The sequence below is a fragment of the Fusicatenibacter saccharivorans genome, assembly GCF_015557635.1.
Taxonomy (GTDB): Bacteria; Bacillota; Clostridia; order Lachnospirales; family Lachnospiraceae; genus Fusicatenibacter; species Fusicatenibacter saccharivorans.
The window spans coordinates 203,119-216,562 of sequence record NZ_JADNOP010000003.1 but is presented as its reverse complement, the minus strand read 5'-3'; the positions used below and the strand labels follow the sequence as shown (position 1 = coordinate 216,562).

Annotated in this window: 8 protein-coding genes and 2 tRNA genes; all 10 read right to left on the bottom strand. The window is 46.6% G+C overall.

The annotated features are described in order from the left end of the window. Window positions 1–137: 137 nt before the first annotated feature. The 10 genes from I2G42_RS04115 to I2G42_RS04070 all read right to left on the bottom strand — a co-directional run bounded on the left by I2G42_RS04115 (window position 138) and on the right by I2G42_RS04070 (window position 13,433). Window positions 138–1,292 (bottom strand): RNA-guided endonuclease InsQ/TnpB family protein, encoded by a 1,155-nt coding sequence (locus I2G42_RS04115; protein ID WP_055227538.1) that lies wholly within the window; start codon window positions 1,290–1,292, stop codon window positions 138–140. Further along, on the bottom strand, window positions 1,231–1,887 hold the full coding sequence (locus I2G42_RS04110; RefSeq protein ID WP_167622812.1) for an IS607 family transposase: 657 nt from the start codon (window positions 1,885–1,887) through the stop codon (window positions 1,231–1,233). The genes I2G42_RS04115 and I2G42_RS04110 overlap by 62 nt, the downstream gene beginning before the upstream one ends. 223 nt (window positions 1,888–2,110) lie before the next feature. Then, window positions 2,111–3,442, bottom strand: coding sequence for an MATE family efflux transporter (locus I2G42_RS04105; RefSeq protein WP_117814222.1), 1,332 nt, complete (start codon window positions 3,440–3,442; stop codon window positions 2,111–2,113). Between the two features lie 102 nt (window positions 3,443–3,544). Continuing rightward, window positions 3,545–4,138, bottom strand: a complete 594-nt coding sequence (locus tag I2G42_RS04100; RefSeq protein ID WP_022462955.1) for an NUDIX hydrolase — start codon at window positions 4,136–4,138, stop codon at window positions 3,545–3,547. A 145-nt stretch (window positions 4,139–4,283) separates the two neighbouring features. Next, entirely contained in the window at window positions 4,284–6,914 is a 2,631-nt protein-coding gene (gene ppdK, locus I2G42_RS04095) for a pyruvate, phosphate dikinase (RefSeq protein ID WP_118595188.1), read from the bottom strand. A 354-nt stretch (window positions 6,915–7,268) separates the two neighbouring features. Then, the gene (locus tag I2G42_RS04090) at window positions 7,269–8,180 is read right to left on the bottom strand and encodes an undecaprenyl-diphosphate phosphatase (RefSeq protein ID WP_118595187.1); all 912 of its coding nucleotides are present in this window, start codon (window positions 8,178–8,180) and stop codon (window positions 7,269–7,271) included. Window positions 8,181–8,382: 202 nt separating this feature from the next. Next, a complete protein-coding gene (gene carB / locus I2G42_RS04085) occupies window positions 8,383–11,589 on the bottom strand; it encodes a carbamoyl-phosphate synthase large subunit (protein WP_022462958.1) in 3,207 nt (1,068 codons plus the stop codon). Beyond that, entirely contained in the window at window positions 11,589–12,662 is a 1,074-nt protein-coding gene (locus I2G42_RS04080; RefSeq protein ID WP_055219571.1) for a carbamoyl phosphate synthase small subunit, read from the bottom strand. Before I2G42_RS04080 ends, carB begins: the two co-directional genes overlap by 1 nt. Window positions 12,663–12,963: 301 nt before the next feature. Continuing rightward, window positions 12,964–13,047, bottom strand: a tRNA-Leu gene (locus tag I2G42_RS04075). 302 nt (window positions 13,048–13,349) lie between these two features. Beyond that, window positions 13,350–13,433: transfer RNA gene (locus I2G42_RS04070), tRNA-Leu, on the bottom strand. Window positions 13,434–13,444: the final 11 nt, after the last annotated feature.

Sequence of the window (13,444 nt, the reverse complement as noted above, 5' to 3'; positions counted from 1 at the left end):
AGTTCTCACGAATCTTACTTACTGCTTCCTTGTGTATACTTTTGATTGACCGAAATCATATCTACTCGTAGATCCATGTACACTCCACAGTCGTTAATTCCCGAAATAGCCTTCGGTACATACTTACATTTGCGTCCTTATGCAATCTTGTAAGTTTTTACACCTCTCAGATTCAGTGCCGCATTGAAATCCCTGTCTTCGACATAGCCACAATGACATCGAAATATTCTATCTGAAAGTTTTAAATCTTTCTTGATCATTCCACAACAATGGCAGATTTTTGATGATGGATACCATCTGTCTGCAACCCGAAGCTCAATACCATTTTCCCTGCTTTTCGCCTTAAGCTTTATTCTGAATTCGTAAAACTTCTGCGAAGCAACTGCTCTTGAAAGATGTTTGTTCTTCATCATTCCCGATACGTTTAAGTCTTCAATCGTTATATAAGATGGTTTGGTTTTTACGATCTCTGCGATTGTCTTATTGATGTAATCCGTACGGATATTGTCTATTTTATGATGAAGTTTTTGTACCTTAAGTTTTTGTTTTTGTATATTCGCTCTTTGAGTGGACTCTCCTTTCTTTAGATTTTCATACTTTCGGGAGAGACATCTCTGTTCCCGAACGAGTCGTTTTTCTAATTTCTTTAATCTTGCTGATTTGTTGATATTCTTATATGTCTTACCATTTGAAACAATGGCAAAATCCTTTAACCCCAGGTCGATGCCGATTCCTTCGTTAGAAAGATCAGCAGTTTTATTATCAGGAATTTCTATAAGAGCCGAAACATAATATCTGCCCGCTTTCATGGAAACATGGCCGCTTTTTATGATATATCCTTCTTTCGTCGTAGGAATGTATCCTTTTTCTTTGATACGAACCCATCCAAGTGATGGAATGTTAACTCGGTGTCTCTCGCAGCGACAATCTTTCGGATTATTCTTTACGAAATACATCTTCACATCTGATCTGCCTTTCTTTTTGAACTTCGGAAAAGCACTTTCATGATTAAAGAATTTTTTAAATGCAGTCTGTCCATGATTTACTGCCTGGGTCACCGCTTTTGAGTATGCTTCCTTAATCCATAAATATTCTGGATGTTGTGGAAGGTATTCATGATTCAGCCAGACTCTGAATTTACTGCTGCTCATGAATTTTTCGCCATTTTGATAAAGTTCTTTGTTATGGGCCAGATAGAAATTATAAATAAATCTACAAGTTCCTATTGTTTTATGAATCCTGACTTTCTGCTCTTCTGTCGGATGAATTTCCGTCCTGAAGCTCTTTAGCAATTTCCTCGTCCCTCTCTATTTGTTTTTTATACTTACGAAGTCCATACAGCCTGCAGGAGAACACATGAAGTATGGAAACAATATCCTGTACAAGTTCTTCCTGTGGTGATAATTCTTCGTTGTTTACCACCACGATCGTTGTGTTGCATTTCATACAGAATTTTTCAAACCAATCATAACCGAATCGGATAAATCTGTCTTTGTGGGTTATGATGATCGTTTTTACTTTCTGTTCCATTACTTCATCTAATAATTTATTCCACTTTTTGCGGTTGTAATTAAGACCACTTCCATACTCTTCGATACATTGGTCTACAATGATTCCCCTGGCATTACAAAACTGTCGTAAAAATGCGACCTGGTTTTGCAAATCGTCTTTTTGATTTTTTGTAGATACTCTGGCATAAATAACTGCCTGACGTTTATCATTTTCGATATTTATGCCTTTGAATTGAAGATATTGGTCATACGTATAATAACGCCTGTCAGTTGGAGTTCGATTTGCTTTTAAAATCCCTTCTCTGTCCCAACGCTGTAGCGTTTTAACAGATATCCCTAACAATTCAGCAAAATCCTTCGGCTTGTAGTTTGTGATATTTGATGTGTTCATAATATGATTCTCCTTTTGTATGTTTAAACACATTATATCACATTTGACAATATATTTAGTTACTTATATTTTCCTCCTTTTGCTGTTTTTCGGAGTCCATTTTACCATACCCCGGCATGATTTTCAACGCGCCGAAATAATCCCTTTTACCCCAAAAATCCCCTTTTCCCAACAACTTTTCTGTCGTCAGAAAAAGAGGATCGTTTTTTCACTCACGGATAACCTGAAACGTTTTCCACTTGCCCTGTTTGAATCTCCACCAGAAGATGATGCCGCGCACGGACCAGTCGAGGCACATCGCAAGAGCGATTCCCATAACGCCCATGTTCATCCAGATTGCAAAAATCACAGAGAAAATCAGGCGGACGCCGATGGTCGTGAAGAGGGAAATTCCCATTGTGAATTTTACATCTCCTGTCGCACGAAGGCCGCTTCCAAGCGGTCCGGCGTAGCAGAGTGCAATACCGTTGAAAATATTATGCAGCAGTACCAGCCAGAGTGTCAGCCGCTTCGTCTCCTCGGACACCGCATAGAAGGAAAGGACAAACGGTGTGACTGCAAAGACAAGCGCATTCCATGCCACTCCAATGATCAGTGTGATTTTTATCAGCTTGCGGAAATAATACTCCGCCTGATCAGTATCTCCCGCGCCCATGCACTGTCCGATGACGGTGATGAATACTGGGGAAAGTGCACTGCTTGTGAGTGCCGCCATGGACCATATACTCTGGGCAATGCCGTTTGCGGCAATCTGGTAGGTACCAAACAGTGCTACCACACTGGAAAGTGCTACTTTGACGAGCTGGAAAATACCGCTCTCGATACCGTTCGGAACTGCGATACTGAGGATCGTTTTCTGGAAGCTCAAGTCTACTTTAAAAATCCACTCTTTCAGATACTGCACCGGATTTCGCTTTGAGAAGCAGAGAACCGTGATAACAGCTGCGGAAAAGATACGCGCAATCAGCGACGGAACCGCAACGCCAGGCACACCTGTATGCAAAGCAAAGACGCCGATACAGTTTCCGACTACGTTGATCACATTCGATGCAATCGAAAGGTACATCGTCGTGCTGGTTTTTCCAAAACTGCGGTACAAAGCCGCTCCCGCATTGTAAATCGCCATTGCCGGATAGGAATATGCCGAGATACGCAGATACGTCACGCATGCCGCCATGACATCATCCTCAACCTTGCCGAACATCAAACGCATCAGCTGTTCGTTGGCAACCAGTACCACTACAGAAATAACAACCGACAGCAATACCGATGCCGTCAGAAGCTGGGAAGCTGCCGCTCCCGCCTGCTCCTTGTCCTTCTTTCCGATATACTGGCTGATGACCACCGCACCGCCGGATGCCAGCGCTGTGAACAGATTGATAAAGATCATATTAAACGCATTGACCAGTGACACACCGGAAACCGCCGCCTCTCCGACAAATCCGATAACAAACACGTCCGCAATTCCGACCAGAGCCACCAGAAGCTGCTCTAGGAAAAGCGGAATAATCAGCTTTTTCAAATCCTGATTTGTAAACATAAAACCCCTCCTGCCATTTTTCTTTCTGTCTCTATTTTAGACATCTAACAGCTCATTTGTCTAATGCTTATTCTAAATGGCAGTTCATACGCGGATTGCATATTACACTTCACAGAAATCTCTTTTCACTTTCTCACACAGCTTGCCATACACACGCTCCACAAACCATGGCTCTGTCGATTTTTCTGCGATCTGCTCCACCGGAATCCAGCCGACTGCGCTGTTTTCATCCGGCTTGCAGCGGATTTCCTGTACCGGGTCTGCTTCCATGAGATATGTCACATTCAGATGGAGATGTGTCGTCACGTACTTTCCGCGCTTCACATGGCCGTCCACCGACAGGATTTCGAGCGAGAATGGCTGATCCGATAAGAGCTTCACCTCTTCAATCCCGGATTCCTCCTTCACTTCTCTTACCGCCACGCTGCAAAGATCCGCATCTCCGTCCGCGTGGCCGCCGAGCCATGCCCAGGAATGGTAAATATTGTGATACGCCATCAGCACCTGCTTCCGATCCGGGCTTACGACCCAGGCGGAGGCAGTCAGATGTGCGGTCTCATTTTCCCGCGTCAAAATATCGCATCCGCTCTCCATCCATTTCAGCAGAATCGCCCGATCCCGCTCTTCCTGCTCATTGTACGGACGGTATTCCCGGATCTGCCGCAGCAGGTTTTCTTTGGCTGTTTCATTCTGCATCCGTTTTCCCTCCCACTTTGATTTTAAACGATTGATAAAAAAGACCCCGGCGCCTGTATTTCTACAGACCGCCGGGGTCTCCTTACGTTTGAACACAAATCATGCTATTGCATGAAAATCCTGATTCGGACAGATTCTGCTTAAATTAAGCGTTCTTCTGAGCGATAGCTGCCTGAGCTGCTGCCAGACGGGCGATCGGCACACGGAACGGTGAGCAGGAAACATAGTCCAGACCCAGTTTGTTGCAGAACTCTACGGAGCTCGGATCTCCACCGTGCTCACCGCAGATACCTACGTGCAGAGAAGAGTTAACCGGTCTTCCAAGATCGATAGCCATCTTCATCAGCTTGCCAACGCCGTCCTGATCGAGTTTTGCGAATGGATCGTTCTCGAAGATCTTAGCGTCATAGTAAGCGTTCAGGAATTTACCAGCATCGTCACGGGAGAATCCGTAAGTCATCTGAGTAAGGTCGTTGGTTCCAAAGCAGAAGAAGTCTGCCTCTTTTGCGATCTCATCTGCAGTCAGAGCTGCTCTCGGGATCTCGATCATGGTACCAACTTCGTATTCAAGGTCGCTGCCTGCAGCTGCGATTTCAGCGTCAGCGGTCTCTACTACGAATTTCTTAACGTATTTCAGCTCTTTGATATCGCCAACAAGCGGGATCATGATTTCCGGTTTAACATTCCAATCCGGATGAGCTTTCTTCACGTTGATGGCTGCGCGGATTACTGCGCTTGTCTGCATCTTAGCGATTTCCGGATAAGTTACAGCAAGACGGCATCCACGATGACCCATCATCGGGTTGAACTCATGCAGACCAGCGATGATTGCTTTGATCTGCTCAACAGATTTGCCCTGTGCGTCAGCCAGTTTCTTGATGTCCTCTTCCTCAGTCGGAACGAACTCATGAAGCGGCGGATCCAGGAAACGGATGGTAACCGGGTTGCCTTCCAGAGCTTCATACAGCTTCTCGAAGTCTCCCTGCTGCTCCGGAAGGATCTTAGCAAGTGCTGCTTCTCTCTCTTCTACGGTTTCAGCGCAGATCATCTCACGGAATGCATCGATTCTGTTGCCTTCGAAGAACATATGCTCTGTACGGCAAAGACCAATACCTTCTGCGCCAAGCTCACGAGCTTTTTTAGCGTCTGCCGGAGTATCAGCGTTTGTACGAACTTTCATGGTTCTGTATTTATCTGCCCAGCCCATGATTCTTCCGAACTCGCCAGCGATGGTAGCGTCTACGGTCGGGATCAGTCCGTCATAGATGCATCCTGTAGAACCATCCAGAGAGATGCAGTCTCCCTCGTGGAACTCTTTGCCAGCCAGTGTGAATTTCTTGTTTGCCTCGTCCATTACGATATCACCGCAACCGGATACACAGCAGGTTCCCATACCACGGGCAACTACGGCTGCGTGGGAAGTCATACCACCACGAACAGTCAGGATACCCTGTGCAGATTTCATACCTGTGATATCTTCTGGGGATGTCTCAAGACGAACCAGAACAACTTTTTCTCCTCTTTCAGCCCATGCAACAGCGTCATCAGCTGTGAAGACGATTTTACCGCAAGCAGCTCCCGGAGATGCTCCCAGTGCTTTTGCCATTGGAGTAGCCTCTTTCAGTGCTTTTGCATCGAACTGCGGATGAAGCAGAGAGTCAAGGTTACGAGGATCGATCATTGCAACTGCCTCTTCCTCTGTTCTCATTCCCTCATCTACAAGGTCGCAGGCGATTTTCAGAGCAGCTTTTGCTGTTCTCTTACCGTTACGTGTCTGCAGCATGTACAGTTTACCGTGCTCTACAGTGAACTCCATGTCCTGCATATCTCTGTAGTGTGTTTCCAGAGTTTTGCAAACTTCTTTGAACTGTTTGAAAGCTTCCGGGAATTTCTCTTCCATCTCAGAAATGTGCATAGGTGTACGAACACCGGCAACTACGTCCTCGCCCTGTGCGTTGGTAAGGAACTCACCGAACAGTCCGTTCTCTCCTGTAGCAGGGTCACGGGTGAAGGCAACACCTGTACCACAGTCATCTCCCATGTTTCCGAATGCCATCATCTGTACGTTAACAGCGGTACCCCAGGAATACGGGATGTCGTTGTCACGACGATAAACGTTTGCTCTCGGGTTGTCCCAGGAACGGAATACGGCTTTTACAGCCTCCATCAGCTGTACCTTAGGATCGGTCGGGAAATCCTCACCGATTTTAGCTTTGTACTCAGCTTTGAACTGCTCAGCCAGTTTTTTGAGGTCATCTGCGTCAAGATCTACGTCCTGTTTTACGCCTTTCTCCTCTTTCATCTTGTCGATCAGCTCTTCGAAGTATTTTTTACCAACTTCCATAACTACGTCAGAGAACATCTGAATGAATCTTCTGTAGCAGTCCCAAGCCCAACGTGGGTTGCCGGAAGCCTGTGACAGAGTTTCAACAACCTCTTCGTTCAGACCAAGGTTCAGGATGGTATCCATCATACCTGGCATGGAAGCTCTTGCTCCGGAACGTACAGAAACGAGCAGCGGATTCTTAGCGTCTCCGAATTTCTTTCCTGTGATTCCTTCCATTTTATCGATTGCTTCCATGATCTGACCCATGATCTCGTCGTTGATCTGTCTGCCATCCTCATAGTACTGTGTACAAGCCTCGGTTGTTACCGTGAATCCCTGTGGTACAGGAAGTCCCAGGTTTGTCATCTCAGCCAGGTTTGCGCCTTTTCCACCGAGAAGGTTACGCATGTCTGCATTACCTTCAGTGAACATGTAAACCCATTTTGCCATTGTTACTTTTCCTCCTACTTGTAATTTTGATAGGTTATAGTAAAGTATTTCCAGATTGCCCTGGATGATACGTTCACCCTATACTGATTGCACCGAAAATAAAGATATCCTCGGGGCGCACACATTTATTTTACCATAAGAATATCTTTAGTCAATAAAAATATGGCAAATTTTCGGTATTTTTTTTAATTTCTGGTTCTGCGTCCCTCTTGTGTCCTATTATATCAGCTTTTGGTTACTTTTTACAGGGTTTTTTGTAATTTTTGCGTAAAAAAAGAAGTATCGCACAATTTTTTTCATTTTACGATACTTCTTCTTCTATTTTTCCTGGTAAATTTTCGGAATTGTTCGATTTTATGATTTCAGAATTACGGTTTTGATTACGAAATACAGCAGCACAATCACACCGAGTACGATACGGTACCAGCCGAAGGCTTTGAAATCGTGCTTCTTGATGTACTGCATCAGGAATTTGATGGCAAAAATCGATACCGCAAATGCCACCAGCATGCCGACGATCATGATCGCCACCTCAACACCGGTAAAGGCAAAGCCGTGTTTTACCAGTTTTAAAAGGCTCGCGCCGAACATAACCGGAACGGCAAGGAAAAACGTGTACTCCGATGCCAGCTCTCTCGAGCATCCCAGCAGGATACCGCCGATGATGGTTGCTCCCGAACGGGAAGTTCCCGGTACGATGGAAAGGAGCTGGAAAACACCGATATACAGCGCATTTTTCCAGGTAATCTCTTTGATTTTTGTTGCAGACAGTGTTCTCGTCTTGTTGTAATTCTCAATGATGATGAAGAGGACACCATAGATGATCAGCATCAGTGCTACGATCACGTAATTCATCAGATGGGCCTCGATCCAGTCGTTGAATGCCAGTCCGATCACGGCTGCCGGCAGACACGATACGACGATCTTGAACCACATGATAATTTTGTCCAGATAACAGTAATTGTCTACAAAGTTCTGCATACCTGCAAAGACCTTGTTGTCGCTTGGATTGGCAAAATAGCTCTTGCTTTTCGCTTTGCTTTTGCCATGAAACGGCCAGAGATCCCAGAAATAGATGACGACAACCGCAAGGATTGCACCGAGCTGGATAACAACTTCAAAAACATTCTTGAAATCAGCTGTCACATTCAGCTTAATAAACTCATCTACCAGAATCATGTGGCCGGTGCTGCTGATCGGAAGCCACTCGGTAATGCCCTCTACGATACCCAGCAGGATAACCTTTAACCACTCAATGATGTTCATACGATATGTACCTTTCTCTTTTTGAATTGGATGCCCTTTTCTGGCATTCTATTAAAAATCTATCATACTTATGCTAAAAACACAAGCGCGTCACGTTTTCTTTTTTGTAAAATCCATTCAAACCCACATTCGGCCAAAAAAGCTCTCTGCCGCTTTGTTTCTGCAGCAGAGAGCTTTTCTTTGCTTTATGCTTCTATCATGCTTATCTCTTGTCGATCGTTGCGATATCGATCAGGGTCAGCTTCTTCACATCTGTATTTTCCAGACTGGTTACGAGTGCGGTTGCGGTATCCAGAGAGGTCAGTACGTTGACACCTGTCTCGATCGCGTTCCGGCGGATGACGAATCCGTCTTTGGAGTGCTCAACACCCTGGGACGGAGTATCGATGACGAGGTCGATCTTGTGGCCGAGGATCAGGTCCATCAGGTTCGGGGACGGCTGCTCGATCTTGTTGGTGCGGATCGCATTGACGCCGTTCTCGTTCAGGGCTTTCGCGGTATTTCTCGTCGCATAGATCTTGTAGCCGAGAGCCTGGAATCTCTGTGCGATCGGAACGATATCCTCTTTATCCTCATCCTTTACGGTGATGATCATGTTTTTGTATTTCGGCAGGTTGATTCCGGCGCCGAGGAATGCTTTGTAAAGAGCCTCGTTGAAGGTCTTTGCAATACCAAGGCACTCACCGGTGGATTTCATCTCCGGTCCAAGGGCGATATCTGCGCCGCGGATCTTCTCGAAGGAGAATACCGGCATCTTGATGGCAATGTAATCTGCCTCTCTCTGCAGACCCGGCTCGTAGCCAAGCTCGCGGATCGTGTGGCCGAGGATGACTTTCGTTGCCAGCGGCACGATCGGGATTCCGGTTACCTTGCTGATGTACGGCACGGTACGAGAAGAACGCGGGTTGACCTCGATGACGTAAACATCCTCACCGCATACGATGAACTGGATGTTGATCATACCGATGACATGCAGGGATCTTGCCAGACGTTTCGTATACTCTACGATGGTGTCTTTTGCATGCTGGCTGATGCTCTGTGCCGGATAAACGGAGATACTGTCTCCGGAGTGAACGCCGGCGCGCTCGATGTGCTCCATGATACCAGGAATCAGGATATCGGTGCCGTCGCAGACTGCATCAACCTCGATCTCCTTGCCCTGCAGATATTTATCAACCAGGATCGGATGCTCCTGTGCGATCCGGTTGATGATGCCGATAAATTCATCGACGTCCTCATCGCTGATGGCGATCTGCATACCCTGTCCTCCAAGGACGTAGGACGGGCGGACGAGTACCGGATAGCCGAGCTCATTGGCTGCTTTTTTCGCCTCTTCTGCGGTGAATACGGTGTGTCCCTTCGGACGCGGGATTTCACACTGCTCCAGGATCTCATCGAACAGCTCACGGTCCTCTGCGGCATCTACGTTCTCTGCAGATGTTCCAAGGATCGGCACACCCATTTTCAGGAGTGCTTCGGTCAGCTTGATCGCGGTCTGGCCGCCGAACTGTACAACGGCTCCGTCCGGATGCTCGATGTTGACGATATTTTCTACATCTTCCGGTGTCAGCGGCTCGAAATACAGTTTATCTGCGATATCGAAGTCGGTGCTGACGGTCTCCGGGTTGTTGTTGATGATGATGGTCTCATAGCCCTCTTTCTTGAATGCCCAGGTACAATGTACGGAGCAGAAGTCAAACTCGATACCCTGTCCGATACGGATCGGGCCGGAACCAAGGACGAGGACTTTCTTTCTGTCGTTTGTCTCGACAGCTTCGTTTTCGCCGCCGTATACGGAATAGTAATACGGTGTGGTTGCTGCGAACTCAGCGGCACAGGTATCTACCATCTTGTAAGCTGCGGTGATATCATACTGTTTTCTTAACGCTTTTACTTCTTCTTCGGTCTTTCCTGCCAGTTTTGCCACCAGGTAATCCGGGAACTCAAGGCGTTTTGCTTCGCGCAGCAGATCCTCATCCAGCTCTTTGGCCTGTAATGCCTGCTCCATCTCAACGAGGATAGCCAGCTTATCGATGAACCATACATCGATTTTGGTGATCTCGTGGATCTCGTCGTAGGAGATGCCCTGACGGATCGCCTCTGCGATTCTCCAGATTCTCATATCGTCTACGATGTGAAGCTCTTCGATCAGCTCGTCTTTGGACAGGTGGCTGAAGTCATAGGACATCAGGGAATCTACGTGCTGTTCCAGGGAACGGATGGCTTTCATCAGCGCGCCCTCGAAGTTGTTGCAGATACTCATAACCTCACCGGTTGCCTTCATCTGTGTGGTCAGGGTACGTTTTGCACTGATAAACTTATCGAACGGCAGACGCGGGATTTTTACAACACAGTAATCCAGCATCGGCTCGAAGCTTGCGTAGGTTTTTCCGGTAATGGCGTTCGGGATCTCATCCAGAGTGTAGCCAAGTGCGATCTTTGCAGCAACCTTTGCAATCGGATAACCGGTCGCTTTGGAAGCCAGTGCGGAAGAACGGCTGACACGCGGATTTACCTCGATAACACAGTACTCGAAGCTGTCCGGATTCAACGCATACTGTACGTTGCATCCGCCGGTGATGCCGAGCTCGGTGATGATGTTGAGTGCGGAAGTACGCAGCATCTGATACTCTTTATCTCCCAGGGTCTGGGACGGTGCTACGACAATACTGTCTCCGGTGTGAACGCCGACCGGGTCGATGTTCTCCATGTTGCAGACGGTGATGCAGTTTCCTACGCTGTCCCGCATTACCTCGTACTCGATCTCTTTCCATCCGGCGATACATCTTTCAACGAGTACTTCGCCGACACGGGAAAGACGGAGTCCGTTCGAGAGGATCTCGATCAGCTCTTCTTCGTTGTAAGCGATACCGCCGCCGCTTCCGCCGAGGGTGTAAGCCGGACGCAGTACAACCGGATAACCGATCTTGTTGGTGAAATCGATACCAGCCTGTACATCATGGACAACCAGGGATGCCGCTACCGGCTCGCCGATTTTTTCCATGGTATCTTTGAATTCCTGACGGTCCTCTGCTTTTTTGATGGTCTGTGCTGTGGTACCGATCAGGCGTACGTTGTTTTCTTTTAAGAAGCCTTTTTCTTCGAGTTCCATCGCAAGGTTCAGTCCTGCCTGGCCTCCCAGAGTCGGAAGAACGCTGTCCGGTTTTTCCTTCTGGATGAGCTGCTCTACCACTTCTACGGTCAGCGGCTCGATGTAAACGCGGTCTGCGATGTCTTTATCGGTCATGATGGTTGCCGGGTTGGAGTTCAGAAGAACAACTTCCATTCCCTCTTCTTTCAGGGAACGGCACGCCTGTGTTCCTGCGTAGTCGAACTCTGCTGCCTGTCCGATGACGATCGGACCGGAACCGATAACCAGAACTTTTTTAATATTCGGATTCTTTGGCATTATTTGTTACCTCCCATCATCTCAAGGAATCGATCAAACAGGTATCCGGAATCCTGCGGGCCAGGGCATGCCTCCGGATGGAACTGTACGGTAAAGATGTTTTTGCCGACGTATTTGAGTCCCTCGTTGGTGCCGTCGTTGACGTTCACAAAGGCCGGAACTGCCACATTCGGATCCAGGGTATCGGTATCTACGACGTAGCCGTGGTTCTGGGAAGAAATGTAAACTCTTCCGGTTGCCAGGTCCTTGACCGGGTGGTTTCCGCCGCGGTGGCCGTATTTCATCTTGTGGGTATCTGCGCCGGTAGCCAGTGCCATCAGCTGATGTCCAAGACAGATTGCAAAGATCGGTACATTGGAATCGTACAGTTTTTTAATCTCTTTGATAATGGATACGCATTCTTTCGGATCTCCAGGGCCGTTGGACAGCATGATTCCGTCCGGATTTGCGGCGAGGATCTCTTCTGCTGTAGTAAGCGCCGGATAAATGGTCACTTCGCATCCGCGCTCATTTAAGGAACGTGCGATGTTGTTCTTTGCGCCAAGATCCAGAAGTGCAACTTTAAAGCCTTCTCCTTTTAAAACTGATTTTTCAGAGCAGGTTACCTTTTCTACAACTTTTCCGGTATTATACGCTTTTAATTTTGGAATAATTTCATCGAGGTGATAATTTTCGTTGGTCGTGATCATACCGTTCATGGTACCTTTTTCACGAAGAATTTTGGTGAGAGCACGAGTATCGATTCCGGCGATTCCGGGAATATCGAACTTTTTCAGGAAATTCTGAATGGTGTCCTGGCAACGGAAGTTGCTGGGGAGACGGGATAATTCTCTTACAATATAGCCATCCGGCCAGGGTCTTAAGGACTCCTGATCATCATAACAAATTCCATAGTTTCCAATAAGAGGATACGTCATACATACTGCCTGTCCCGCATAGGATGGGTCAGTCAGCACTTCGAGATATCCAGTCATGGATGTATTAAATACGATTTCACTGATCACTTCTTTTTGTGAACCAATGCTGGTTCCGGTAAAGACATGCCCGTCTTCTAAGATTAGAAAAGCTTTCATCATTCCACCGTTTTCCTTTCTTTTTCGTTCGGTTTTGAGTTTGTATGAAATATGCATCTCATACTTTAATCTTTCAGATTCTATCACAACCAGGGAAACATTTCAACTATTTTTGTCGAATTACGGAAATTTCTTTTCTGGAATACTTTTGAAGTGTGTATTGGGCATAAAATGTCCTGTCGGAATTATTTTCTTTTCTGGAAAAATAAAAATACCCTGACGGAAAGTTTTCACACTTCCCATCAGGGCAATCCGAATTGGTCCACCGGACCAATTCTTGATACGCAAAGCAAAAAAATAATGCAGGAGATGGGACTTGAACCCACACGATCTTGCGACCACAGGCACCTGAAGCCTGCGCGTCTGCCAATTCCGCCACTCCTGCATTTCTTAGTTGTCTTAGCGGTTGTCCGCTTGACAAGATAGATAATAACAGCTTTCTAAAGAAAAGTCAACACTTTTTTTGAAAAATTTTTAATTTTTTTGATTTTATGAAAAATATGGATAATAGCGATAATTTTAAACAATTTTACACTATCTGAGATTCGTCTGTTTTTCTTTCCCCGTCTGCACATCTTCTCCGCACAGAAATAAAAAGACCCTGCCGGGAAGTTTCTGCATCATTCCAGGTAGGGTAATCCGAATTGGTCCACCGGACCAATTCTTGATACGCAAAGCGAAAAATAATGCAGGAGATGGGACTTGAACCCACACGATCTTGCGACCACAGGCACCTGAAGCCTGCGCGTCTGCCAATTCCGCCACTCCTGCATTTCTTGTCT